The sequence below is a fragment of the Rhodanobacter sp. OR92 genome (assembly GCF_000427545.1).
GTDB classification, from domain to species: domain Bacteria; phylum Pseudomonadota; class Gammaproteobacteria; order Xanthomonadales; family Rhodanobacteraceae; genus Rhodanobacter; species Rhodanobacter denitrificans.
Window position 1 is genome coordinate 105519 of the sequence record NZ_ATYF01000012.1, and the last position, 25252, is coordinate 130770.

Annotated in this window: 16 protein-coding genes and 1 tRNA gene; 7 read left to right on the forward strand and 10 right to left on the reverse strand. The window is 66.8% G+C overall.

Features of this window, described 5'->3' with window-relative positions; genetic code table 11:
• Window positions 1-13: 13 nt before the first annotated feature.
• The 3 genes from RHOOR92_RS0105850 to RHOOR92_RS0105860 all read right to left on the reverse strand — a co-directional run bounded on the left by RHOOR92_RS0105850 (window position 14) and on the right by RHOOR92_RS0105860 (window position 6828).
• Complete coding sequence (locus RHOOR92_RS0105850) at window positions 14-937, reverse strand: 5'-nucleotidase (RefSeq protein WP_007512826.1); 924 nt, start codon at window positions 935-937, stop codon at window positions 14-16.
• A gap of 95 nt (window positions 938-1032) precedes the next feature.
• Window positions 1033-1794 (reverse strand): NAD kinase, encoded by a 762-nt coding sequence (locus RHOOR92_RS0105855; RefSeq protein WP_007512824.1) that lies wholly within the window; start codon window positions 1792-1794, stop codon window positions 1033-1035.
• A gap of 105 nt (window positions 1795-1899) precedes the next feature.
• A complete protein-coding gene (locus tag RHOOR92_RS0105860) occupies window positions 1900-6828 on the reverse strand; it encodes an NAD-glutamate dehydrogenase domain-containing protein (protein WP_027489845.1) in 4929 nt (1642 codons plus the stop codon).
• Window positions 6829-7350: 522 nt separating this feature from the next.
• On the opposite strand from RHOOR92_RS0105860, the gene RHOOR92_RS0105865 reads away from it, so the two are divergent.
• Both RHOOR92_RS0105865 and RHOOR92_RS0105870 read left to right on the forward strand, forming a co-directional pair.
• On the forward strand, window positions 7351-8538 hold the full coding sequence (locus RHOOR92_RS0105865; RefSeq protein WP_027489846.1) for an efflux RND transporter periplasmic adaptor subunit: 1188 nt from the start codon (window positions 7351-7353) through the stop codon (window positions 8536-8538).
• 12 nt (window positions 8539-8550) lie between these two features.
• Window positions 8551-11718 (forward strand): multidrug efflux RND transporter permease subunit, encoded by a 3168-nt coding sequence (locus tag RHOOR92_RS0105870; RefSeq protein ID WP_027489847.1) that lies wholly within the window; start codon window positions 8551-8553, stop codon window positions 11716-11718.
• A gap of 174 nt (window positions 11719-11892) precedes the next feature.
• Here the strand turns inward: RHOOR92_RS0105870 and RHOOR92_RS0105875 are convergent, their stop codons facing one another.
• Window positions 11893-13053 (reverse strand): acyl-CoA dehydrogenase family protein, encoded by a 1161-nt coding sequence (locus RHOOR92_RS0105875; RefSeq protein ID WP_007512809.1) that lies wholly within the window; start codon window positions 13051-13053, stop codon window positions 11893-11895.
• A 132-nt stretch (window positions 13054-13185) separates the two neighbouring features.
• Here RHOOR92_RS0105875 and RHOOR92_RS0105880 point away from each other — a divergent pair, with 132 nt between their 5' ends.
• The 3 genes from RHOOR92_RS0105880 to metH are packed head-to-tail and all read left to right on the forward strand — an operon-like array spanning window position 13186 to window position 17924.
• On the forward strand, window positions 13186-14115 hold the full coding sequence (locus RHOOR92_RS0105880; RefSeq protein ID WP_007512807.1) for a metalloregulator ArsR/SmtB family transcription factor: 930 nt from the start codon (window positions 13186-13188) through the stop codon (window positions 14113-14115).
• A gap of 33 nt (window positions 14116-14148) precedes the next feature.
• Window positions 14149-15228, forward strand: a complete 1080-nt coding sequence (locus RHOOR92_RS0105885; RefSeq protein ID WP_007512804.1) for a homocysteine S-methyltransferase family protein — start codon at window positions 14149-14151, stop codon at window positions 15226-15228.
• Window positions 15225-17924, forward strand: coding sequence for a methionine synthase (gene metH / locus RHOOR92_RS0105890; protein WP_027489848.1), 2700 nt, complete (start codon window positions 15225-15227; stop codon window positions 17922-17924). Before RHOOR92_RS0105885 ends, metH begins: the two co-directional genes overlap by 4 nt.
• A gap of 30 nt (window positions 17925-17954) precedes the next feature.
• Here the strand turns inward: metH and RHOOR92_RS0105895 are convergent, their stop codons facing one another.
• Window positions 17955-18296 carry a lipid-A-disaccharide synthase N-terminal domain-containing protein gene (locus RHOOR92_RS0105895; protein ID WP_007512800.1) on the reverse strand — a complete coding sequence of 114 codons (342 nt, stop codon included), beginning with the start codon at window positions 18294-18296 and terminating at the stop codon, window positions 17955-17957.
• A 124-nt stretch (window positions 18297-18420) separates the two neighbouring features.
• Here RHOOR92_RS0105895 and RHOOR92_RS0105900 point away from each other — a divergent pair.
• Window positions 18421-18495, forward strand: a tRNA-Val gene (locus RHOOR92_RS0105900).
• 95 nt (window positions 18496-18590) lie between these two features.
• Here RHOOR92_RS0105900 and RHOOR92_RS19000 read toward each other — a convergent pair.
• Both RHOOR92_RS19000 and RHOOR92_RS19560 read right to left on the reverse strand, forming a co-directional pair.
• Window positions 18591-19355: a hypothetical protein gene (locus RHOOR92_RS19000; RefSeq protein ID WP_027489849.1), complete on the reverse strand. Its 765-nt coding sequence runs from the start codon at window positions 19353-19355 to the stop codon at window positions 18591-18593.
• 64 nt (window positions 19356-19419) lie between these two features.
• The gene (locus RHOOR92_RS19560; protein ID WP_015447260.1) at window positions 19420-19782 is read right to left on the reverse strand and encodes a hypothetical protein; all 363 of its coding nucleotides are present in this window, start codon (window positions 19780-19782) and stop codon (window positions 19420-19422) included.
• Window positions 19783-19870: 88 nt separating this feature from the next.
• Between RHOOR92_RS19560 and RHOOR92_RS0105910 the strand changes: the two genes are divergently transcribed.
• A complete protein-coding gene (locus RHOOR92_RS0105910) occupies window positions 19871-20302 on the forward strand; it encodes an Arc family DNA-binding protein (protein ID WP_027489850.1) in 432 nt (143 codons plus the stop codon).
• A gap of 55 nt (window positions 20303-20357) precedes the next feature.
• Here the strand turns inward: RHOOR92_RS0105910 and RHOOR92_RS0105915 are convergent, their stop codons facing one another.
• From RHOOR92_RS0105915 to RHOOR92_RS0105930, 3 genes are all read right to left on the reverse strand, one after another.
• Window positions 20358-20636, reverse strand: a complete 279-nt coding sequence (locus tag RHOOR92_RS0105915; protein WP_015447258.1) for a helix-turn-helix domain-containing protein — start codon at window positions 20634-20636, stop codon at window positions 20358-20360.
• Window positions 20637-20650: 14 nt separating this feature from the next.
• Complete coding sequence (locus RHOOR92_RS0105920; protein WP_007510671.1) at window positions 20651-20965, reverse strand: type II toxin-antitoxin system RelE/ParE family toxin; 315 nt, start codon at window positions 20963-20965, stop codon at window positions 20651-20653.
• A gap of 471 nt (window positions 20966-21436) precedes the next feature.
• Entirely contained in the window at window positions 21437-25168 is a 3732-nt protein-coding gene (locus tag RHOOR92_RS0105930; RefSeq protein WP_027489851.1) for a diguanylate cyclase, read from the reverse strand.
• Window positions 25169-25252 lie beyond the last annotated feature (84 nt).

Below are 25252 nucleotides of genomic sequence, written 5' to 3' on the forward strand. Positions count from 1 at the left end.
GCCCAGGCCTTCGCTAACGGTTGCTCACGCCGTGCGGCACGTGCCCGGTCGCCACGTGCTTGCGCGCGGACTCCACGTTGGCCGGCGAGTCGTCGAAGAAGATGTCGGCGCCGAACGCGTCGAGGAACGGGCCCTTGTCGCGGCCGCCGAGGAACAGCGCCTCGTCGATGCGCACGCCCCACTTGCGCAGGGTGAGGATCACGCGCTTGTGCGCGGGGGCGGAACGGGCAGTGACCAGCGCGGTGCGGATCGGCGAGTCCTCGGCCGGGAACGCGGTCTGCAGGCGGTGCAACGCGGCGAGGAAGCCGCGGAACGGCCCCACCGACAGCGGCTCGGCGGCGTGCTCGCGCTCGTTGCGGTGGAAGGCCTCCAGGCCTTCCTCGCGCGAGACGCGCTCGCCCTCGTCGCCGAAGATCACGGCGTCGCCGTCGAAGGCGATGCGCAACTGCTCGCTCATGCGCGGTGGCGCGACGCTGGGCAGGATGGTGGCCGCCGCCACGCCGGCGGCCAGCGCGCGGCCGACGTCCTCGGCGTTGGCGGAGAGGAACAGGTCGGCCCGGAACGGCGCGATGTAGTCGGAGGTGGGTGCGCCGCTGGTGAACGCGGCGCGGCTGATTTCCAGGTCGTAGTGCTGGATCGCGTTGAAGATGCGCAGCCCGGTGTCGCCGGAATTGCGCGACAGCAGGATCACCTCCACCGGCGGCACGTCGCCGGCCAGCTTGTTCAACCCCAGCAGTTTCTGCACCAGCGGAAACGCCACGCCGGGCTTGAGGATCTCGTTCTCGTGGTCGATCTGGAACGCGCGGTAGGCGTCGAGGCCTTCGCGCTCGAACAGCGCGTGGCTGTCGCCGAGGTCGAACAGCGCGCGCGAGGAAATCGCCACCACCAGGCGATTGTCGGTGGTGGATGTCGGATCGTGGGCGGTTGGCTGGCTCATGCCGCGAATCTACCGCAAAGAGCGGGGAGTGAGTGGGGAGGAGCGAGCAACAGCGGAGTCGGCCCTCTCACTGCTCGCTCCTCTCCACTCACTCCTCATTCCGCGGCGAACTGTTCGTCCAGGATGCGCTGCTCCAGGTTGTGCTCGGGGTCGAACAGCAGCCGCACGCCCTGCCCGCCGGACTGACGGATCGCCACGGTGCGCACGTCGCGCACCTCGTGGAAATCGGCGGTGGCGCTGACCGGGCGCTTGCCCGGGTCGAGCACGCGCAGGATCACCTCGGTGCGGTGCGGCAGGATCGCGCCGCGCCAGCGGCGCGGGCGGAACGGGCTGATCGGGGTGAGCGCCAGCACGTTCGCATCCAGCGGCAGGATCGGCCCGTGCGCGGACAGGTTGTAGGCGGTGGAACCGGCCGGGGTGGCGACCATGATGCCGTCGCAGACCAGGCTCGCCAGCTTCACCGTATCGTTGAGCTGCACTTCCAGGTGCGCGGCCTGGTTGCTCTGGCGCAGCAGCGAGACTTCGTTGAAGGCCAGCGCGGTGTGTTCGTTGCCGGCCGCATCGGTGACCGCCATCTGCAGCGGGAACAGCGACGCCGCGTGCGCGCGCGCGATCCGCTCCGGCAGGCTGTCGAGCCGGTGCTTGTTCATCAGGAAACCGACCCGGCCCAGCTTCATGCCGTAGACCGGCAGTTCCAGCGCGTGGTACGCGTGCAGGGTGCGCAGCATGAAGCCGTCGCCGCCCAGCGCCACGATCAGCTCGGCCTGCTCCGGCGGCACGGTGCCGTAGCGCTCCACCAGCTTGCGCCACGCCTGCTGGGCGACGCTGGTATCACTGGCGACGAAGGCTAGGCGCATGCGCAAAAACCTGGTGCGAAAGTCAGCCGAGATTACACAGCATGAAGGCGCAAGACCATGGCTGATCCTGCGCCTTCATTCGTCACTCGCTCAACCCGGGCCGGCTCAGACCACCGGCACCTGCGCCAGCTGCGCCAGGCGGCGGACGGCGACCGAGGCGATCGGGTAGTCCGCGTTCTGGGTGAGGATCTCGGCCAGCATGCCGCGGGTGTACTGCAGCGTGGCGTCGTCGCGCTGCAGCCACGCCTGCACCGGCGAGACGTGCTGGCTGCCGCCGCCGAGATTGAGCACCTGCAGCGACAACGCCCGATGCTGGTGGTTGAGCTCGTCCAGCAGCGAGCCGCGCGCCTGGGCGTGCCAGTGACCTTCCACCGGCAGCGCCTCGATCTGGTCGCGCAGCCACTCCAGGTCCAGCGCCTCGCCCAGCTCGTAGAACACGCCGGCCACCTTCCCGATCGGCTGGCCGCTCAGCTGGCTCACCTCGACCATGTCCAGCGCGGCGCGCAGCTCCGGCATGCGGGCCATCCGCAGCGCCAGCTCGGCCGGCAGGCCCAGGCCTTCCCACTTCTCCTGGCTGGAGGAGAAATCACCCTTGCCGGTCGGCGTCAGCACGTCTGGTAGGGCCTTGCGCAGGGTCGACACGCCGGCCTGGTAGCGCACGACGTTGGCGGCGATGTCGAGCGAGCCGCCGGGACGGTTCAGCAGCCACCGCGTCATGTGCCGCAGCAGCGACCAGATCTGCTTGATCGCGTCGATCTGGGTGTCCTCGGCCACCTTGGCGTCCAGCGCCTCGATCTGCGCCCACAGTTCGCGCGCCTCGAGGATCTCGCGCGCCGCGGTATACGCCTTGGCGATCGCCGCCGGGCCCTGCCCGGTGTCTTCCTGCATGCGCATCATGAAGGTGGCGCCCATGCGGTTGATCGTCGAGTTGGTCACCGCAGTGGCGATGATCTCGCGCTTCAGCCGATGCCGCTGCATGTGCGCGGCGTACTTCTCGTGCAGCGGCAGCGGGAAGTAGCGCACCAGTTCCTTCGACAGGTACGGGTCTTCCGGCACGTCCGAGTCCAGCAGCTGCTGGAACAGGCGGATCTTGTCGTACGACAGCAGCACCGCCAGCTCCGGCCGGGTCAGGCCCAGGCCGCGGCTCTTGCGCTCGGTCAGTTCGGCCTCCGACGGCAGGTTCTCGACCTGGCGGTCCAGCGTGCCCTCGGCCTCCAGCGTGCGGATGAAGTGCGCCATCGAGCCGATGCGGCCGATCGACTGGTGCTCCATCAGGGTGATCGCCTGGTTCTGCCGGTAGTTGTCCCACAGCACCAGCTGGCCCACCTCGTCGGTCATCGCGGCGAGCTGTGCGTTGCGCGCATCGAAACCCAGCTCGCCGCGCTGCACGGCGTCGTTGAGCAGGATCTTGATGTTCACCTCGTGGTCGGAGGTGTCCACGCCGGCGGAGTTGTCGATGAAGTCGGTATTCAGCAGCACGCCCTTCTGCGCCGCCTCGATACGGCCCTTCTGGGTCATGCCCAGGTTGCCGCCCTCGCCGATGATCTTCGCGCGCACGTCGGCGCCGTTGATGCGCAGCGCGTTGTTGGCGCGGTCGCTCACCTCGGCATGCGTTTCGCCGGAGGACTTGATGTAGGTGCCGATGCCGCCGTTCCACAACAGGTCCACCGGCGCCTTCAGGATCGCGCTGAGCAGGTCGCTCGGCGCCAGATGCTCGACGTCGGGCTTGAGCCCCAGCACTGCACGCACTTCCGGCGAGATCGGGATCGACTTGGCGCTGCGCGGATACACGCCGCCGCCAGCGGAGATCAACGACTTGTCGTAGTCGTCCCAGCTTGAGCGCGGCACCTCGAACATGCGCTGGCGCTCGACGAACGAACGGGCCGCGTCCGGGTTCGGATCGAGGAACACGTGGCGATGGTCGAACGCGGCCAGCAGCAGGGTGTGTTCGGACAGCAGCATGCCGTTGCCGAACACGTCGCCGGACATGTCGCCGATGCCGACGCAGGTGAAGTCCTCGCTCTGGCAATCGCGGCCGAGCGCGCGGAAGTGGCGCTTGACCGACTCCCATGCACCCTTGGCGGTGATGCCCATGCCCTTGTGGTCGTAGCCGTGCGAGCCGCCGGAGGCGAACGCGTCGCCGAGCCAATAGTTGTGCTCGATCGAGATCGCGTTGGCGATGTCGGAGAACTTGGCGGTGCCCTTGTCCGCGGCCACCACCAGGTAGGGGTCGTCCGCGTCGTGGCGCACCACGTCGTGCGGGTTCACCACCTTGCCGTCGACCAGGTTGTCGGTGATGTCGAGCAGGCCGTTGATGAACAGGCGGTAGCAGGCGATGCCCTCGGCCAGCACCGCGTCGCGGTCGCTGGCGGGCGGGGACTTCTTGACGAAGAAGCCGCCCTTGGAACCGACCGGCACGATCACCGTGTTCTTCACCATCTGCGCCTTGACCAGGCCCAGCACCTCGGTGCGGAAATCCTCGCGCCGGTCGGACCAGCGCAGGCCGCCGCGCGCCACCGCGCCGAAGCGCAGGTGGATACCCTCGACGCGCGGCGCGCACACCCAGATCTCGCGGTACGGCACCGGCTTGGGCAGGTCGGGCAGCAGGTGCGAGTCGAGCTTGTAGCTGATGTAGTCGCGGTAGGCGCCGTCCCACTGCTGGAAGAAGCTGGTGCGCAAGGTGGCACGGATCAGCTTCATGAAGCTGCGCAGGATGCGGTCCTCGTCGAGGCTGGCCACGTTCTCCAGCAGGATGCCAATCGCGTTCTCCACCGCCTGGACCTGCGCGTCGCGCGGCTTCGACAACGACGCGCCCAGCTCGCCGATCAGGCCCGGCTGCGCGGCCTGCACGTTGGCCGGGATCAGCGCCAGCATCTCGGCGACCAGGGTCGCGCCGGCAGCCTTCAGCTCGTCGGCGGAAAGCGCTTCGCGGCGCGGATCGAACTTGGCCAGGAACAACTCCACCAGCAGTCCGGCCACCGCCGGATAGCGGTTGAGGGTTTCCTCCATGTACGACTGCGAGAAGGTGGCGCCGGTCTGCAGCAGGTACTTGCAGTAGCCGCGCAGCATTGCCACCTGGCGCCAGCCCAGCTTGGCGCCGAGCACCAGCCGGTTGAAGCCGTCGTTCTCGGCGTTGCCGCGCCAGATCTGCTCGAACGCGTCCTCGAACAGCGCGCCGACCTGCTCCACGCCGAAGGTGAGCTTGCCGACCGGCTGCACCTCGAAATCCTGGATCGACAGCGGCGCCTCGCCGGAAACGTCGTAGACGTGCTCGGTGAGCACGCGCAGGCCGAGGTTCTCCAGCTGCGGCAGCACTTCGGACAACGCGATGTCGCCGCCGGAGCGGTAGACCTTGAAGCGCAGCGTCTCGGGCGCCTTCGGCGGGTGGTAGAACGACATCCGCAACGCGTTGTCGCCGGCCAGTTGCGAGAGCTGGTACACGTCCTCGGCGGCCACCGCCGGACTGACGTCCTCGACGTAGCCGGCCGGCAGTGCGCGCGCGTAGCGGTTGGCCAGCACCACGCCTTCATGTTCGCCGCGCAGGCGCACCAGCGCGTCGCGCACCTCGTCGTGCCAGTTGCGCACGATGCCGGCCACGCCCTGCTCCAGCTCGGCCAGGTCGTAGGACGGCTGGTCGCCGATCTTCGGCCGCAGCACGATGGTCAGCCGCGCCAGCACGGCCTCGCCCATCTGCACCGAGGAATCGCGCTGCTCGGCATGCAGCGCCGCGCCCAGCAGCGATTCGATGCGCTCGCGCACCGAGGTGTTGAAGCGGTCGCGCGGCACGAACACCATGCAGGTGAAGAAGCGGCCGTAGCGGTCGCGGCGCATGAACAGCCGCGCGCGCGCGCGCTGGCGCAGTTCGAGGATACCCATCGCGGTGGCGAACAGCTCGTCCTCGGTGCTCTGGAACAGCTCCTCGCGCGGCAGCGTTTCCAGGATGTGGCGCAGCGACTTGCCGGAGTACGAATCGCGCTTGAGGCCCGAGCGCGCCAGCACGGTTTCCACCTTGTGCCGCACCAGCGGCACGTCCTGCGGGCGGGCCATGTAGGCGTTGGAGGAGAACAGGCCGAGGAAGCGCTGCTCGGCCACCGCGCGGCCGTCGGCGCCGAACTGCAGCACGCCGATGTAATCCATGTAGCCGCTGCGGTGCACGTGCGAGCGCGCGTTGGTCTTGGTCAGGATGATCGCGTCGGTGGCGCCCGATTGCGGCAGCTCGCTGGCGGCCAGCGTGCGCAGCGAACGCGGCGCCATCGAGCGATCGCTCTTGCGCAGGATGCCCAGGCCGGACGCATCGACCGCGCGCAGCACGCGGTCGCCGTCGGCGTCGGCGACTTCGTATTCGCGGTAGCCGAGGAAGGTGAAGTTGTCGGCCGCGATCCAGCGCATGAACTCGCTGGCCTCCTGCACCGAGGCCGCGTCCAGCGGCAGCTTGCGCTGCGGCAGTTCGTTGGCGACCGCCAGCGCCTTGTCGCGCATCGCCGACCAGTCGCCCACCGCGGCGCGCACGTCGTCCAGCGCAGCCGCGACCCGCGCTTCCAGCTGCGACTGCTCGGCGGCATCGGCGACCCGGTCGATCTCGAAATGCATCAGCGATTCGGCGCTGCCGGCGTCGCCGCCCAGGCCGAGCAGCTTGCCGGAAGCATCGCGCGCCACCTTCAGCACCGGATGGATCACCGCATGGATCTGCAGCTTCGCCGAGACGATCATGCTGACCGTGTCGACCAGGTACGGCATATCGTCGGTGACGATCTGCAGCAGGCTGCGGCCGGCATGCCCGTCAGCCGCGTTGAGCACGCGCACGCTGGCATGGCCGCCGCGGCGCTGCTGCATGAACTCCAGCAGGCTGCCGACCAGCGCCGCCCACTGCACCGGTGTGTGCAGATGCGCGTCGCCGCCCCCGATGCGTGCAAAGAAAGCCTCGCAGAAAACCTGCGCCTCGTTCAGGCGCGCGGGCGAAAAACCGCCCTTTTTCAGCTCTGCGAGTACTACTGACGAAAGGGAAGGGTCGTTCGCTGCAGGGGTCGCATTCATGGCATCTTCTGATTGGTGGAGACGATGATGGGTGAGGCAGGTAAAAAGCCTCGGAAGGATACGCCGCACGGCAGGGCGAATCCAGCCGCGCGGCCCGCCGCGACCATGCACACGCGCATGGTTTCGTGCCTTCCCGCGACCGATTTTCGCGATGCCGCGGATCGCGCGTCGACACCCGGCGAGCGGCGGGAAAAAGCTCGGCCGCTCGGCACGCTCGCGCGACGGATGCGGCATGCGATCCTCTGCGACGCATCCGCGGGCATGCGTCCAGATCGCCACGCCCCTGTCAATGACTGGATTCGCAGCGCCCACAAAATGTAAACTGACCGGTATAGCCTGCTTCGCAGGCCGCCTGGTACGGCGCTTGGCGGAACAGGCGCCGTTTCCAGGCGCGATCGCCCCCCCTCGTACCAACCTATGACACAGGACATGCGGAGCGCGATGCGGTATCCCGTCCACGGCAAGCCCGCAACGCACTCCGGCGTCACCCCCATCCCCGTTCGAACAAGTTCTGGAGTTCCCATGAAGTCCTCGTCACTGAGCACACCCTTGCTGTGCCTGAGCCTGCTGGTGCTGGCCGCCTGCGGCAAAGGCAAGGAGCAGGGGCCGCCGCAGATGCCGCCACCGGAAGTGGGCGTGGTCCAGGTGCAGCCGCAGGACTCGCCGCTGACGCGGGATCTGGTCGGTCGCCTCTCGCCCTACCGCAGCGCCGACGTGCGCGCCCGCGTGGCCGGCGTGCTGCTCAAGCGCGCCTATACGGAAGGCACCGACGTCAAGCGGGGGCAGTTGCTGTTCCAGATCGACCCGGCCCCGCTGAAGGCGGCGCTGAGCGCAGCGGAGGCTTCGCAAGCGCAGGCGCAGGCCACCGACACCAACGCCAGGATCAACGCGCAACGCGCACGCGAGCTGGCGCCGAAGGGCTACATCTCGAAGTCCGACCTGGACAACGCGCTGGCCACCGAACGCACCGCGGCCGCCGCGGTGCAGGCGGCACGCGCCAACGTGCAGACCGCGCGCATCAGCCTGGGCTACGCCAGCGTGACCGCGCCGATCGACGGCCGCGCCGGCCAGCAGCAGGTGACCGAGGGCGCCCTGGTCGGCAACGGCGAGGCCACCTTGCTCACCACGGTCGACCAGATCGACCCGCTCTACGTGAACTTCACCCTGAGCGTGGCCGACATGGAGCAGATGCGCCGTGCGCAGACCAGCGGCAACGTCACCCTGGCCGAACCGAACAAGGCCAGCGTGCAGGTCGCCCTGCCCGACGGCAGCAGCTATGCCGAAACCGGCACGGTCGACTTCTCCTCCACCACGGTCGATCCGGCCACCGGCGCGGTGAACCTGCGCGCGCAGATCCCCAACCCGAAGCACAGCCTGCTGCCGGGCATGTACGTGACGCTGAAGGCGCAGCTCGGCCAGCAGCACAAGGTGTTCCTGCTGCCGCAGGCGGCCGTGCAGCGCGACACCGTGGGCGCCTATGTGTTCACCGTCGGCAAGGACGGCAAGGTCGCGCGTCACTACGTCACCCTCGGCGCCGCCAGCGGCGGCGACTGGGTGGTCACCGACGGCATCGCGGCGGGCGACCAGGTGGTCGTGTCGGGCGTGCAGAACGTGAAGGAAGGCGCGCCGGCCAAGGCCTCGCCGTGGAAACCGCAAGCCGAAGGCAACCACGGCCCTGCCGCCGCCGGCACGCCGGCGCGCGGCAAGTAAGGGAGAGCGAACATGCCGAGTTTCTTCATCGACCGCCCGATCTTCGCCTGGGTGGTGGCTATCCTGATCTCGCTGGGCGGCGTGCTGGCGATCCTCAACCTGGGCGTGGAGTCCTACCCGAACATCGCGCCACCCTCGGTGACGGTGGGCGCCTCCTACCCCGGCGCCAGCGCCGAGACCACCGAAAAGGCGGTCACCCAGGTCATCGAGCAACAGCTCACCGGCATCGACCACCTGCTGTACTTCAGCTCCTCCTCCAGCGCCAGCGGCCGCGCCAGCATCACGCTGACCTTCGAAAGCGGTACCGACCCCGACATCGCCCAGGTGCAGGTGCAGAACAAGGTGGCGCTGGCCACCCCGCGCCTGCCGAGCGAAGTGACCCAACAGGGCGTGGTGGTGGCCAAGGCCAACGCCGGCTTCCTGATGGTGGTGGCGCTCAAGTCCGACAACCCGAACATCGACCGCGACCGCCTGGGCGACATCGTCGGCTCGCAGGTGCTCGACCAGATCGCGCGCGTGCCGGGCGTGGGCAGCACCCAGCAGTTCGGCTCCGAGTACGCCATGCGCATCTGGCTCAACCCGGACCAGCTGCACGGCTACGGCCTGTCGGCGACGCAGGTGCTGAACGCGATCCGCGCGCAGAACGTGCAGTTCGCCGCCGGCTCGATCGGCGCCGACCCGGCCCTGCCCGGCCAGGGCTTCACCGCCACGGTGTCGACGGAAGGGCGCTTCACCACGCCGGAGCAGTTCGCCGGCATCATCCTGCGCGCGAACCCCGACGGCACCACGGTCAAGCTCGGCGACGTCGCCCGGATCAGCTTCGGCCCCGGCAACTACGGCTTCAACACCACCGTCGACGGCAAGCCGATCGGCGCCTTCGCGATCCAGCTGCTGCCCGGCGCCAACGCGCTGAACGTGGCCACCGCGGTGCGCGGCAAGATGGACGAGCTGGCTCCCGGCTTTCCGCCGGGGGTGAGCTGGTTCAGCCCGTACGACAGCACCACCTTCGTGAAGATCTCCATCGACCAGGTGGTGAACACGCTGGTCGAGGCGATCGTGCTGGTGTTCCTGGTGATGCTGCTGTTCCTGCAGAACCTCCGCGCCACCATCATCCCCACGCTGGTGATCCCGGTGGCGCTGCTGGGCACCTTCCTCGGCATGCTGGTGCTCGGCTTCACCATCAACCAGCTGACCCTGTTCGGCATGGTGCTGGCGATCGGCATCGTGGTGGACGACGCGATCGTGGTGATCGAGAACGTCGAACGCATCATGACCGAAGAGAACCTCTCGCCGAAGGAAGCCACGCGCAAGGCGATGGGCCAGATCACCGGCGCGGTGGTGGCGATCACGGTGGTGCTGACGGCGGTGTTCGTGCCTTCGGCGCTGCAGCCGGGCGCCTCGGGCATCATCTACAAGCAGTTCGCGCTGACCATCGCAGTGTCGATGGCGTTCTCGGCCTTCCTGGCGCTGTCCTTCACCCCGGCACTGTGCGCGAGCTTCCTGCAGCCGGAGCACCACAAGAAGAAGAACATCGTCTTCCGCAAGTTCAACCAGTTCTTCGAGTGGGCCACGCACACCTACACCGGCCACGTCGGCAATGCGGTGCGGCATGCGCCGCGCTGGATGTTCGTGTTCGTGCTGGTCGCGGTGCTGGGCGGCTTCCTGTACACCCGCCTGCCCGGCAGCTTCCTGCCCGAGGAGGACCAGGGCTACGCGATGTCGGTCATCCAGCTGCCGCCCGGCTCCACCAAGCAGCGCACCGAAGAGGTGATGGGCCAGATGCTGACGATCCTCAAGAAGGATCCGGCGGTCGATACCGTGCTGCAGGTGACCGGCTTCAGCTTCATCGGGGCCGGCGAGAACGCGGGCATGGCCTTCATCAAGCTCAAGGACTGGTCCGAGCGCCAGGGCACCGCGGCGGACTTCATCCAGCGCGCCAACCGGTCGCTGTTCCAGATCCACGACGCCCGCATCTTCGTGGTGAACATCCCCACGGTGCAGGGCCTGGGCCAGTTCGGCGGCTTCGACATGTACCTGCAGGACCGCAGCGGCGCCGGCCGCGAGGCGCTGACCCAGGCGCGCAACACGCTGCTCGGCAAGGCCAGCCAAGACCCGCTGCTGACCGGCGTGCGGCCCAACGCGCTGGAGGACGCACCGCAGCTGCGACTGGACGTGGACCGCGTGCAGGCGCAGTCGATGGGGCTGTCGGTGGGCGACATCTACAACGCGGTCGGCCTGATGCTGGCGCCGGTGTACGTCAACGACTTCACCTACGGCGGCCGCGTGAAGCGCGTGATCATGCAAGCCGACTCGTCCTACCGGATGAGCCCGGACGCGCTGCAGCACTTCTTCACGCCCAGCACGCAAACCACCGCCGCCGGCACGCCGGCGATGATTCCGTTGTCCAACGTGGTGCACGCGAACTGGCAGATGGGCTCGCCCTCGCTGAACCGCTACAACGGTTATGCGGCGGTGGAGATCGTCGGCTCGCCGGCGCCGGGGCACGCCTCGGGCGAGGCGATGGCCGAGATGGAGAAGATCGTCGGCAACGACCTGCCCAAGGGCTACGGCTTCGACTGGACCGGCCAGTCCTACCAGGAAATCCTCTCCGGCAACGCCGCCACGCTGCTGATGGTGCTGTCGATCGTGATCGTGTTCCTGGCGCTGGCGGCGCTGTACGAGAGCTGGTCGATCCCGGTGTCGGTGCTGCTGGTGCTGCCGCTGGGCCTGCTCGGCGCGGTGGTGTTCACCCTGCTGCGCGGGCTGCCCAACGACATCTACTTCAAGGTCGGCCTGATCACGGTGATCGGCCTGGCGGCGAAGAACGCGATCCTGATCGTGGAGTTCGCAGTGGAACAGCAGGCGCATGGCCGCACCTTGCGCGAAGGCGTGATCGAGGCGGCCCGCCTGCGCCTGCGCCCGATCCTGATGACCTCGCTGGCGTTCATCCTTGGCGTGTTCCCGCTGTTCGTCTCCTCGGGCGCCGGCGCCAATGCACGCCACGCGATCGGCACCGGCGTGATCGGCGGCATGCTGTTCGCCACCTTGCTCGGCGTGCTGCTGATTCCGGTGTTCTACGTGGTGGTGCGGCGCCTGCTGGGCGACAAGCTGGACGGCCACGAGCATCCGGGCATCCACGGGCCGCACACGTTCGACTCCGACCCAAAGCGTGGCGTCTGATCCGCCACGAGCATGAAAAAGCCCGGCAGCCATGCCGGGCTTTTTTCATGCTCGCACCACCGCCAATGCCCTACGTCGGAGCCCGCTGGCGGGCGATGCTTTTATCTGCGCGAATCCCGAATCCCGTGAAAAGAGCCTCGCCCGCCAGCGGGCTTCTACCCCGCATGACGGCAATCAGCGCAGTCCCGTCTCCGCCCGCGCGATCACCATGCGCTGGATCTCGCTGGTGCCTTCGTAGATCTCGGTGATCTTGGCGTCGCGGAAGTAGCGTTCCAGCGGCATCTCCTTCGAATAGCCCATGCCGCCGTGGATCTGCACCGCCTGGTGGCTGATCCACATCGCCGCTTCCGACGCGGTGAGCTTGGCCACCGCCGCCTCGGTGCCGAAACGGCCGCCGTGCTTCTCGGTCTCGCCCTTGGCCCACGCCGCGCGCAGGGTCAGCAAGGTCGCGGCATCCAGCTTGCACTTCATGTCGGCGATCTTCGACTGGGTCATCTGGAACGTGCCGATCGGCTGGCCGAACGCCTTGCGGTCGCGCGACCACTGCAGCGTCGCCTCGTACGCGGCGCGGGCGATGCCCACCGCCTGCGAGGCGATGCCGATGCGGCCGGCGTCGAGCACACCCATCGCGATCGAGAAACCCTTGCCCTCGTCACCGAGCAGGTTTTCCTTCGGCAGCACGTAGTCGGTGAACTCGATCTCGCAGGTGGCTGAGGCGCGGATGCCCAGCTTGGGCTCGGTCTTGCCGGCGTGGAAACCCGGCAGCTGGGTATCGACGATGAAGGCCGACACGCCCTTGGCGCCGATGCCCGGCGTGGAGATGGCGAACAGCACGATGTAGCGCGCCACCGGGCCGGAGGTGATCCAGCTCTTCTTGCCGTTGATCACCCAGTCGCCGTTGGCATTCTTGGTGGCGCGGGTGTGCATGGCCGAGGCGTCGGAGCCGGACTGCGGCTCGGTCAGTGCGTAGGCGCCGATGGCCTCGCCGGTGGCGATCGCGCGCACGTATTTCTGCTTCTGCTCTTCGTTGCCGTGCTTGAGGATGCCGTTGCAGAACAGCGAATTGTTCACGCTCATCACGGTCGCGGTGGCCGCGTCGGCGGCGGCAATCTCGATCATCGCCAGCACGTAGGCAATCGAGTCCATGCCCGCGCCGCCGTAGGCTTCCGGTACCTCGATGCCCATCAGGCCGAGTTTGCCCATCTCGCGGATGTTCTCCAGCGGGAACTCGCCTTTCGCATCCAGCTCGGCGGCCACCGGCACGATGCGCTTTTGCGCAAAGTCGCGGGCAATCGACTGGATCGACAACTGGTCTTCGGTAAAACGGAAATCCACGGGCGGCTCCTGAAGGCAATCAAGCCGCCGATTTTAGCGGGAAATGGCCTGCCGGCTCGCCGATGTGCGCTTGACGCATGGCAAGGCCCGGCCTAGCCTGTACATCTTTGTATCGCGATACAGGGATAACCGATGGATCTGGCCACCGCTTCCAGCGTGCTGCGCCTGCTGGCCGACCCCACCCGCGTGCGCCTGCTGGCCCTACTCGAACACGAGGAACTCACCGTGGCCGAACTGGCCGCGGTGCTGCACCTAGCACAGCCGCGGGTATCCACCCACCTGGCCAAGCTGAAGGAAGCCGGCCTGGTGCGCGACCGCCGCGCCGGCGTTTCCGCCTACTACCGCGCCAACAACGAGGGCGACGCGGCGCAGCACGCCCTGCTGGTCTCGCTGCGCACCAGCATCGACGACGCGCTGCTGCGCGAGGACTCGGCGCGCCTGCCCGGCGTGCTGGCGAACCGCGCCCGCGAGGAAGGCTGGGCCGACACCGTGGCCGGCGACATGGAACGCCATTACTCGCCCGGCCGCACCTGGGAAACACTGGCCCGCTCACTGCTGCAGCTGCTGGAGACCGGCGACGTGCTCGACATCGCCTCCGGCGACGGCATCACCGCCGAACTGCTGGCGCCGCACGCGCACTCCATCGTCTGCGTGGATTCCAGCGAGCGCGTCGTCGCGGCCGCGGCGAAACGGCTGAAGACGTTCGCCAACGTGCGCGTGGTCCGCGGCGACATGCATGCGCTGGAGCTGGGCGACCAGCGTTTTGACCTGGTGCTGATGCTGCACGCTCTGACCTACGCCGAGCACCCGGCCAGGGCTGTGGCCGAGGCTGCACGCCTGCTGCGCCCCGGCGGCCGTCTGCTCGCGGTGACCCTGGGCCAGCACGACCACCGCGCCGCGGTCGAGCCGTTCGACCACCGCAACCTCGGTTTCAGCGGCGAGCAGCTCGACGGCTACGCCCGCGCCGCCGGCCTCGACGTACTCAGCTGCAACCGGCTCAGCCGCGAGCGCAAGGCGCCGCATTTCGAAGTGATCAGCCTGCTGGCGCGCAAGAGCGCCTGAACACAGCTGCACCGTTCAATCAAAGGAAGTTCGATGAGTACCCTGCCCTGGCTCCATCCCGACCGCGTCGCCCTGCTGGAGCAGGCGCTGCGCCAGCGCATCCTGATCCTCGACGGCGGCATGGGCACCATGCTGCAGGCGCACGGGCTGGACGAAAGCGGCTTCCGCGGCGAGCGCTTCGAGCACGGCCACGACGGCCACACGCACGAGCATGCCGGTGCCTGCGACCTGAAAGGCAACAACGACCTGCTCACCCTGACTCGCCCGGAAATCATCCGCGGCGTGCACGACGCCTACCTCGAAGCCGGCGCCGACCTGATCGAGACCAATACCTTCAACTCCACCCGGATCAGCCAGGCCGACTACAAGCTGCAGCACCTGGCCCATGAGTTGAATCTGGAAGGCGCGAAGCTGGCCCGCGCCGCCTGCGACGCGATGACGGCGAAGACGCCGGAGCAGCCCCGCTTCGTGATCGGCGTGCTCGGCCCGACCAGCCGCACCGCCTCGCTGTCGCCCGACGTCAACGACCCGGGCTTCCGCAACGTCACCTTCGAAGAGCTGGCGGCGAACTACACCGAAGCCGCCAGCGGCCTGATCGACGGTGGCGCCGACGTGATCATGGTCGAGACGATCTTCGACACGCTGAACGCGAAGGCCGCGCTGTTCGCGCTTTCCGAACTGTTCCACCAGCGCGGCGCACAGGTGCCGGTGATGATCTCCGGCACCATCACCGACCGCTCCGGCCGCACCCTGTCCGGGCAGACCGCCGAGGCGTTCTACTATTCGGTACGCCACGCCCGTCCGCTGTCGGTCGGCTTCAACTGCGCGCTCGGCGCCGAGGACCTGCGCCCGCACGTGCAGACCCTGGCCAACCTCGCCGAAAGCTGCGTCAGCACGCACCCGAACGCCGGCCTGCCGAACGCGTTCGGCGAATACGACGAAACGCCCGAGCACATGGCCGGCGTGATCGCCGGCTTCGCCCGCGACGGCCTGCTCAACCTGGTCGGCGGCTGCTGCGGCACCACGCCGGCGCACATCAAGGCGATCGCCGAGGCGATGCGCGGCATCGCCCCGCGTGCACTGCCTTCGGCCGACCAAGCGGAGGCCGCATGACCATGACACGCCATACCTGCCTGTCCGGCCTGGAGCCGCTGGTCATCACGCCCGACCTGCTGTTCGTCAACGTGGGCGAACGCACCAACGTCACCGGCTCGGCGAAGTTCAAGAAACTCATCAAGGAAGACCGCTACGACGAAGCGGTGGAAGTGGCCCGCCAGCAGGTGGAAAGCGGCGCGCAGATCCTCGACGTGAACATGGACGAGGGCCTGCTCGACGCCGAAGCGGCGATGGTGAAGTTCCTAAACCTGATCGCCGCCGAGCCGGACATCGCCAAGATCCCGGTGATGGTGGACTCCTCCAAGTGGAGCGTGATCGAAGCCGGCCTCAAATGCCTGCAGGGCAAGGGCGTGGTCAACTCGATCTCGCTGAAGGAAGGCGAAGGCCCGTTCCTCGAACAGGCAAGAAAAATCCTGCGCTACGGCGCCGCCACCGTGGTGATGGCCTTCGACGAGAACGGCCAGGCCGACACCGTGGCACGCCGCCTGGAAATCTGCGAGCGCTCGTACAAGCTGCTCACCGAGGAAGTGGGTTTCCCGCCCGAAGACATCATCTTCGACTCCAACATCTTCCCGATCGGCACCGGCATCGAGGAGCACGCCGACAACGCGGTGAACTTCATCGAGGCGTGCAAGGTGCTGAAGAAGCGCTTCCCGCTGTCGCATCTCTCCGGCGGCGTCTCCAACGTCTCGTTCTCGTTCCGCGGCAACGACACCGTGCGCGAGGCGATCCACAGCGTGTTCCTCTACCACGCCATCCAGGCCGGCATGGACATGGGTATCGTCAACGCCGGCCAGCTGGCGATCTACGACGAGCTGGAACCCGAGCTGCGCGAGCGCGTGGAAGACGTGGTGCTGAACCGCCGCGCCGATGCCACCGAGCGGCTGATGGAAATCGCCGAGAAACACAAGAAGGGCGCACGCGAGCAGGACAACGGCAACGCGCTGGCCTGGCGCGAACTGCCGGTGCGCAAGCGGCTGGAGCATGCGCTGGTACACGGCATCGACCAGTTCGTGGTGGAGGACACCGAGGAAGTGCGCCAGGGCGTGACGCGCACGCTGGACGTGATCGAAGGCCCGCTGATGGACGGCATGAACGTGGTCGGCGACCTGTTCGGCGCCGGCAAGATGTTCCTGCCGCAGGTAGTCAAATCCGCCCGCGTGATGAAGAAGGCGGTGGCCTACCTGCTGCCCTTCATGGAAGAGGAGAAAAAGAACAGCGGCGACACCAGCCGCTCCAACGGCAAGATCGTGATGGCCACGGTCAAGGGCGACGTGCACGACATCGGCAAGAACATCGTGGGCGTGGTGCTCGCCTGCAACAACTTTGAAGTGATCGACCTCGGCGTGATGGTACCGGCGCAGAAGATCCTCGACACCGCGATCGAGGAAAACGCCGACATGATCGGCGTCTCCGGCCTGATCACCCCCTCGCTGGAAGAGATGGCCCACGTCGCCCGCGAAATGAAGCGGCGCAACTTCAACATCCCGCTGCTGATCGGTGGCGCCACCACTTCGCGCGCGCACACCGCGATCAGGATCGAGCCGCACTACGAAACCGCCTGCGTGTGGGTGAAGGACGCTTCGCGCGCAGTCGGCGTGGTGCAGTCGCTGGTCAGCAAGGAGCTGGTGGACGGCTTCCTGGCCAAGGTGCGCAGCGAATACGCCGAGGTGCGCGAGCGCCACAAGCACCGCGGTCCCGGCAAGAAACTGGTGACGCTGGAACACGCGCGCGGCAACCGCTTCACCTGCAACTGGGCCAGCTACGACCCGCCGCAGCCGGCGCAGCCCGGCCTCACCGTGTTCGACGACTACCCGCTGGCCGAGCTGCGCCAGGGCATCGACTGGACGCCGTTCTTCCAGGCCTGGGAACTGGCCGGCCACTATCCCGCCATCCTCAGCGACGCCGTGGTCGGCGCGCAGGCCAGCGAGCTGTTCGCGGACGCCCAGGCGATGCTGGACAAGATCGTCAGCGAGAAGTGGCTCACGGCCCGCGCGGTGATCGGTTTCTGGCCGGCCGCCAACCTCATGGACGACGTGGAGATCTATACCGACGAAACCCGCGCCCAGCCACTGGCCCGGCTGCACCACCTGCGCCAGCAGGCCGACAAGCCGGTGGAACGTCCCAACCTGTGCCTGGCCGATTTCATCGCACCGAAGGCGTTCGGCCGGCCCGACTGGATCGGCGGCTTCGCGGTTACCGCAGGCCTGGGCATCGAGGCGCATCTCGAGCGCTTCCACGCCGAGCACGACGACTACTCCGCGATCATCCTGAAGGCGCTGGCCGACCGTCTCGCCGAGTCCTTCGCCGAGCGCATGCACCAGCGCGTGCGCAAGGAGTTCTGGGGCTTCGTGCCCGACGAAAACCTCGACAACGAGGCGCTGATCGCCGAAAAGTACCAGGGCATCCGCCCCGCCCCCGGCTACCCCGCCTGCCCCGACCACACCGAGAAAACCACCTTGTTCAAGCTGCTGGACGCCACCCGCAACGCCGGCATCGAACTTACCGAAGGCTTCTCGATGTACCCGGCGGCGGCGGTGTCCGGCTGGTACTTCTCGCACCCGGGCAGCCAGTATTTCGTGGTCGGCCGGCTCGGCCTGGAACAGGTGCAGGACTACGCCAAACGCAAGGGCTGGAGCCAGGCCGAAGCCGAACGCTGGCTGGCCGCCAACCTCGACTACGACCCGGACTAACCGCACGGCGCCCGCATCGGCGCCATGCCATCACGCGGTGGTGTCGCCGGTGACGCTGTTCTTGCGGTGGCGCAAATGCACCACCAGATTGTAGACCGAGACGAACACCGGGAAGAAGTTGGAGATGATGCCCACCGAGTCGTTCTTGCCGACCACGAAATACGCCAGCAACAGGGCACTGCCGAACACCGACAGCCACCAGAACGCCAGCGGCATCACCACCCGCTTGTACTTACGCGTGTAGTAGAGCTGCACGAACCAGCGGCTGGTGAACAGCAAGGTTCCGGTAAACCCGACCATCTTCCACGGCGTCAGCTCGAATTGCTGCAGGGCACGCAGAATGCTGGCCAGATGAACGCTGATGAATTCCATGGTGGTGCGCTTTCGACTTGAGAGGGAGGCAAGTCTAGCAACCCGCATCCCCGTCCCGGCACGTTCGATCCACGCAAGGCATTGACCCGTTCCGCGACTCCCCCTAAAATTGCGCGTTCTCGGCGGGCGATTAGCTCAGCGGTAGAGCACTGCCTTCACACGGCAGGTGTCGCAAGTTCGATCCTTGCATCGCCCACCAATAGATTCAACGACTTAGGCCACCTTAGCGGGTGGCCTTTTTCGTTGTACGGACGCTGATACGGAAACACAAAGGGAAACGCCACCACCCCACCATCAAGATGCGGCGAGGCTCTCGACCTTGACAACCTGCTCAGGCAGCACCGTTTGGTTCTCGCCATCAAAGCAGGTGTTTGAGCCCAGCGAAAGGCGCTCGGCGTGCGCGGTTTGGTAGAGATAGAACAGCGCAGCTTCCACGCAATCAATGCCGCAGCGCTTTGCGCTCCAGAACTTCACAATAGTCGGCGTGAGTGCTTGACTGAGCTCGGTGTGCAGGGCGGTGCCATATGCCCCCAGATAGCCGTTGCAGATGTCTTCCATGATCTCTGGAAGCCATAGGTAGTTGTGGTTACCGATCTCCTCCGAGCGAGTGGCGACTGCTCGAACCATCATGGCGTAGGGGCCAGCGTGAAGCGCATCGTCAGCCTTCAACTCGTAGTGAAAATTTGGCACGCCATTACGGCGCATATTGAGCAGCCGCGTCTCGTGCTCCGTGCCACGAAAAACATTCAATATGGTTTGCCAAACGCACTCAAGCGACACGGACAGCGGCTGTATGCCCTCCGCGAAATCCGCGCCTGGGCGCACTCGTGTTAGATGAAACCAGAACACTCGATCAAGTCGGGAAGCTCTGCAGTCGAGCGAGCACTCGAATATCCTGCGCAGCTCTTGATCACCCGGGTACTTAGGGTCGGAGTTCTCATAATGGGCTTCAAGGTCGAAGGCCTGCAGGAATCCGTCAATCTCAATCCCGGAGACGCCATAGATTTGGGAGACGGATGCAAGCGCTGATTCGCGTGATTCGCAGTCCATGACGATCATGCCAACTACACCATCAAAGCGATAGCAAGCACGATCAGTGCGATGAATGCATGTTTTGTGATGCTCATCTGGCCGTCAATCTTTTTTCTTCGCACTGCTGCTGCCATGATGTTTCGTCATCTGCGTCTATGCCGAGTACTCCGATGTTCGGCGGGCTGCCTTTGGGCATCGGCCATACCGTAGCCATGAAGTAAGTGAATCCGGTGTATCCGCCCATGCCGTTCTTAGCATTCACCATGCCGCATGCCATCCCGGTTTTATCGTCGACAAAGACGTTCCGAAATTTTGCAGAATCCGCGTCCTTCAGCATCGTTGCCATACCTTCCTTGATGGCTGCCAATTCTTTCGGCGTGGCATTTCGATGCACCGCTTGAGCAATGGCTGCGGTGGAAATCAGCAACGTCATTGCCATTAGAAGTCGTTTCATGTCGCCCCCGTTAGACCGATATGCGCCATTGCGGCGCGGCCAATCCGCACTCCGCCAATAACGTACACCTCATCAGTGGCTATAACCATTGCCCGGCATCATCAGCCCCAGCTCCATGACCGGCTCGGCGCGGGTCGCCCCGAAGATCGCCATCGCCACCGATAGCACCGCCGACCTCCACGAGCGCATCAATGAGGCTGCGAAAGTATCGGGGCGCTCGATGAACGCGGAAATCGTTCAGCGCTTGGAGGCGAGCTTTCCACCAGACATCGAGAGCGAGATGCTGCGGCAGCGGATGGCGGAGCTCGCTAACCTGCAGCGATCACTTCAAGATATCCACACGCGTCTAGACGCAGAGCGAACGCGGCTACAAAGGGCTGATCCCGGATCGGCTGAATATCGGTCCGTCGGGGAACGCATTTCGGTGTTCCAGATTCGGATGGAAACTCTCACCACCCTTGCTGCGTCGGTGCAGGAAGATGTTGAGCGCTTGATTAAGGCAAGGCCGGTAGCGAACTAACCGCCCACAAAAAACCCCGCGCTAGGCGGGGTTGATGGTCGAGGGTGGCTGAAGCTCAGTCGGCCAACGCCTCCAATACGTGCTTGGGGTCCTTGCTGATCGCGCGCAGTAGCGCCTTGGCTGGGCCAGTGGGTTCACGCCTGCCCTGCTCCCAGTTGCGAAGAGTGCCGACCTGCACGTCGACGATGCCGGCGAACTTGGCCTGTGACAGTCCAGTGGCGCGGCGGATCTCCTTGACGGCCAGCGCGTCGATATGGACCTCGCGCGACGGCTGGCGCTCACCCCGGACAATCTCGTCCATCTGGGTCACGCTTTCCATCAGGTTGTCGAACATATTGGCGTCCACGGTTATCTCCACTGCTCTATGACTTTCTTTAGTGCTGCTTTTTGCGCAGGCGTCAGATTTTCTTGTACGTTCTTCGGATAGGCGAAAACCATGGCGATACGCGAGGCAGAAACGAAGTAGTAGTAGATCACTCGCGCGCCGCCGCTCTTGCCGTGACCCTTCGCCGCCACGCGGATCTTGCGTAGTCCGCCGGTTTCCTTGATGACGTCGCCAGCCTCCGGATTCTCGGCTAGATAGCGCTGGAACGCCCCGTAATCATCATCGCTCAGCAGATCCTTGATCTGGGCAGTGAAGATTGGCGTCTCAACAAAGATCATGGGGTGCATCCTACGTCAGTGGCGTATGTGCGTCAATGGCGTACATGGGTTCACAGCGCCAGCCGCGCCGCACTGGGCTATCGCGTCAAGGTGGAACTGGTTGCAGCTTGATCTAGTGCTGTAACAATTTGTTACAACGCCAGTCCAGCCATCGCCTTGGCAACGTGGTCATGCAGCAGGTGGCCGTAGTGCTTCTCGATCATCGCCAGGGACGTGCCTGCCACCATGAACAGCGCAGCGTGCGTGTAGCAACGGGCACTTCACACGGCAGGTGTCGCAAGTTCGATCCTTGCATCGCCCACCACCGAATCCGACGAACAAGGCCACCTTGCCGGGTGGCCCTGTTCGTTGTGCGGACACCATGAACAGCGCAGCGTGCGTGTAGCAACGGGCACTTCACACGGTAGGTGTCGCAAGTTCGATCCTTGCATCGCCCACCACCTTGTCCGTTTCGGCCGTGCGCACACTGGCTCAGGAGCGAAAGTTGTCCAGCACGTGTTCGACCAGCAGCGCGAGGAAGGCTTCGCGCTCGCGCCGGTAGCCAGGGTCGGCCGGGCCGGCCAGGGCCGCCTTGTGCATCGCCTGGTGGCTGGCATCCAGCACGCTGCCGAGTTCCGGCCGGTGCAGGTATTCGCCCGGGTCGCAGCTGATTTGCGCATGCCGGGCCCAGAATGCCGGTTCGGGTGGCAAGGCAACGAACTGCTCCTCCCAGCGCAGCTCGCCGGCGAGCGCGCCCAACCCGGTTTGCGGCCATGCGGAAGCCTGCTCCCAGCGGTAATCCGTCAGCCAGGCGGACAACGCGTCGGCAGGCATCGGTCGGGCCAGCGCGTAGCCTTGGCCGAAGTCCGCGCCGAGGATTGTCGCCGCCTCGATCAGCTCGGGCGACTCCAGCCCCTCTACGACCACTTCGAGCCGAAGGTCGTGCCCGATCCGGATCAGCTGGCGGATGAAGCGCAAGGTGCCCAGCGGATCCTGCCGCGCCTGGCCGACGATGGCCTGGTCGATCTTGATGCGGTCGAACGGCCACTGGCGCAGGCGGATCAGCGAGCTGTAGCCCGCGCCGAGGTCGTCTTCGACCAGGCGCACGCCCAGGGCCTTCAGCGACTGCATGCCCGAGCCCTGCGGCACGGCGGCATGTTCGGTGCCGATCGGCGATTCGAGGATCTCGAACAGCAGCGCCTGCGCCGCGCAGCCGCTGCTGGCGATCACGGCCGCTGCCACCTCGGCATAGCGCGGATCTCCCAGCGCGGCTGCCGGCGCATTCACCGAAATGTCCAGCGCATAGCCCGCGCGCAACAGCGACCCGCGGCAGGCGGCGGCCTGGCCCAGCCCCTGGCGGAACAGCACGAGCAGGTCGTCCGCGCCCAGCGCGGGCAGGAACCGGGCCGGCGCCAGCAGTTCGCCGTCCCCGTCGCGCAACCTCGCCAGTGCCTCGATCTCGGCGACGCGGCCGTCGACCAGCCTGACCAGCGGCTGGTAGTGCATCTGCAGCGCGTCGGTGGCGACCATCGCGCGCCAGCGCTCGCGCATGAAGAACGGCAGCAGTTCGGTGCCCTGGCGCGGCGGCGCCAGGCGCGCCAGGGCAAGGTCCAGCACGGTCTTGATCTGTTCGAGGAAGGCCCGCTGGTCCTCGCTGTGGAAGCCGCCGGCGTAGGGGCTGTACACGGTCAGCACCACCGCCGGCTGCAGCGGCGAGGCGCACAGCGGGATGGCCACGTTGGAAACCACCCCGAGGCTCAGCGCGATGTCGCGCCAGGGCGCCATCGCCGGATCGCTGCCGTAGTGCGCGCAGCGCTGGATTCGCGCCGTGCGCCAGGCGCGCCCGCTGGAGCCCAGCCCACTCGGCTGGTCGGCGTCGACCCGGATCGGTGCCGCCTTGCCGCTGACCAGCGCATGCAGGTACTCGGCAAAGGCCGTACCGGCCACCGCCTCGTAGGTCAGCTGGCCCGACGCGTCCGGACGCCCGGCCGAACAGGCCACGATTTCCTTGTGCGACACCAGGATATCGGCCACGCCCTGGATCAGTTCCAGGTAGCCCTCGGCCGACCATGCCAGCGCATTGACCCTGGCCAGCAGGGCCACCCGACGGCGCTGCAGTTCGCGCATGCTTTCCAGCTGCCACTGCCGCTCCATGCCCAGCCGCTGCAGCAGCACCGCCAGCGCGCGGCGCTCGTTCTGGCCGACGCCGACCAGCACGCCGGCCAGGATGTCGCGCAACTGCTCGATCGCCTCCAGCAGCCAGACCTCCTCGAGCCCGCAGGCAGCGTGGAACAACCCGGTCCGTGTCGCCCGGGCGCGATGGTCGGCCATGTCCAGATCCGCCCGCAGCAGGATCCGAAGATGCTTCAGCTGATGCTGCTCGAACGTCTTCAGCTCCGCGGCCGGAAGCAGATCCAGCAGCCTGGAGATGCCGTCGTGCGCACGCAACCCGGCATGGAAACTTTCCACGATGCCGGGCAACCGCGGTTCCCACGCCTTGCTGCAGGCGTCCAGCAACATGGCGGCATGTTCACCGTAGGGCGTGGCGGCAGCATCGAGCTCGTCGGCCTGGTCCACCACGCCATCGGGCGACACCAGCGACCACCAGTGCGAGCGGTGCCGCTTGCGCGATTTCACCTGGTACATCGCCTGGTCGGCGCGGCGCAGCAGTTGTTCGCCGGTGGTCCGGGTTTCGCTGGAATGCAAAGCGATGCCCAGGCTGGCGCCCACGGCCATGGCCGTGCCGTCGATCGTCACCGGGAACCCCAGGACTTCACCAATACGCTCCAGCAGCCCGTCGATGTCCTGCGCGGATTCGAGATCCTCGAACACCAGCACGAACTCGTCGCCACCGAGCCGGGCCACGTAGTCGCCGGCGCGAAGCATCTGGCGAAAGCGGCTTGCCATCTCGACCAGCAGGCGATCACCCACGGCATGGCCGTGGCGATCGTTGATCGGTTTCAGGTCGTCCAGGTCGAGCAAACCCACGGCCACCAGCCGACCCCGCCGCCTGGCGCGGGCCAGCACGTTCTCCAGGTGCCGATCCAGCGCACGACGGTTCGGCAGGCCGGTGAGGTCGTCGTGCAGGGCCAGGTAGGTCTGTCGCTCCTGCTCCTGCAGCAGGGCGTGCCGCTGCGCGTGTTGCCGCAGCGCCAGTCCGGTCGCGTCGGCGATCTCGTCCAGCAGCCGGCACATCTCGCCGTCGAAGGCGTCCGACTCGACGGTCAACACCGCGAACACGCCAGTCGGCACCCGCGCTGCGCCGATCGCGCCGGCAGGGGATGCGAACAGCGGCCAGCACCCCACCGCACCGGCATGTTCGAGCAGTTCCCGGCGGAACGCCGTGTCGTCCTGCGGCGCATCGGGTGAATGGCGCCAAATGACCGGCGCGCCCTGCATGAAGGCCTGCGTCGGCGCCAGCACGACCGCACCGTTATCGTGCCGCGGCGGCGACGGCAGGCTGCGCACGACGTCCGCGATCGGGCCGACCAGGGCCATCCGCCGCAGCATGGGGTCGTCGCCATCGACGGCGAACACGTCGACCGCGGCGGCGCCAGCGATGTCGGCCAACGCGCGCGCCAGCGTGCGATAGACCGACGCCGGATCGGGCTGCTCCAGCAGTGCCCGCTGGATCGTGCGCTGCGCATCGCGATAGCGGCTCATCCGCACGCTGCGTTCCAGCAGCAGCTGGTGATCCCAGAATCGGCTTAGTTCGTCAGCCAGCCGCTGCGCCCAATCGAGCAGCTCGCCGCTCAGGCTGGGGCCGTCGTCACGGGAGTAGGCGGCCAGCACCAGCTGGCCATCGTCGCGCGTCCTCGACGCGGCCACGATAGAGGAGCCGAAACCGTGCCGCCGCGCGGCGTCGTGCCATGGCGCGAATTCCGGTGCGCCGACCGGAGTCACCCGTGCCTGCTCCTCGCGCAACACCACGCCCACCGGCCCGCTCCCGCCAGGGGCGGATTCGTCTGCGCTGAGGCGCAGCGTGGACGCATACTCCGCGGCGGTTCCCGCCGCCGCCATTACCTCAACGCTGTCCTGACCCGGTTCGCGCCGGCCGATCCATACCAGCGGAAGATCCATGGTCGAGGCCAGGATGCCCGCGATCGTGACCATGGTCCGGCGGCGGTCGCGATCCGGCGGCGCATGCAGCAGCGCAAGGGTCTCCGCCACGCTCCGGTAGAAGCGCTCGCGCAGTTCGCCACGTGCCTGCTCCTGGCTGTTCATCCGCCTGCGGATACCCCTCGAACGAACCGACGGTACATCGACCGTCGTCATACTTCATCACGGGAGCACGCATTAATCCATCAC

Coding starts and splice junctions, on each gene's coding strand:
- RHOOR92_RS0105850 (WP_007512826.1), bottom strand. CDS start 937: ATGAGCCAGCCAACCGCCCACGATCCGACATCCACCACCGACAATCGC.
- RHOOR92_RS0105855 (WP_007512824.1), bottom strand. CDS start 1,794: ATGCGCCTAGCCTTCGTCGCCAGTGATACCAGCGTCGCCCAGCAGGCG.
- RHOOR92_RS0105860 (WP_027489845.1), bottom strand. CDS start 6,828: ATGAATGCGACCCCTGCAGCGAACGACCCTTCCCTTTCGTCAGTAGTA.
- RHOOR92_RS0105865 (WP_027489846.1), top strand. CDS start 7,351: ATGAAGTCCTCGTCACTGAGCACACCCTTGCTGTGCCTGAGCCTGCTG.
- RHOOR92_RS0105870 (WP_027489847.1), top strand. CDS start 8,551: ATGCCGAGTTTCTTCATCGACCGCCCGATCTTCGCCTGGGTGGTGGCT.
- RHOOR92_RS0105880 (WP_007512807.1), top strand. CDS start 13,186: ATGGATCTGGCCACCGCTTCCAGCGTGCTGCGCCTGCTGGCCGACCCC.
- RHOOR92_RS0105885 (WP_007512804.1), top strand. CDS start 14,149: ATGAGTACCCTGCCCTGGCTCCATCCCGACCGCGTCGCCCTGCTGGAG.
- metH (WP_027489848.1), top strand. CDS start 15,225: ATGACCATGACACGCCATACCTGCCTGTCCGGCCTGGAGCCGCTGGTC.
- RHOOR92_RS0105895 (WP_007512800.1), bottom strand. CDS start 18,296: ATGGAATTCATCAGCGTTCATCTGGCCAGCATTCTGCGTGCCCTGCAG.
- RHOOR92_RS19000 (WP_027489849.1), bottom strand. CDS start 19,355: ATGATCGTCATGGACTGCGAATCACGCGAATCAGCGCTTGCATCCGTC.
- RHOOR92_RS19560 (WP_015447260.1), bottom strand. CDS start 19,782: ATGAAACGACTTCTAATGGCAATGACGTTGCTGATTTCCACCGCAGCC.
- RHOOR92_RS0105915 (WP_015447258.1), bottom strand. CDS start 20,636: ATGTTCGACAACCTGATGGAAAGCGTGACCCAGATGGACGAGATTGTC.
- RHOOR92_RS0105920 (WP_007510671.1), bottom strand. CDS start 20,965: ATGATCTTTGTTGAGACGCCAATCTTCACTGCCCAGATCAAGGATCTG.
- RHOOR92_RS0105930 (WP_027489851.1), bottom strand. CDS start 25,168: ATGAACAGCCAGGAGCAGGCACGTGGCGAACTGCGCGAGCGCTTCTAC.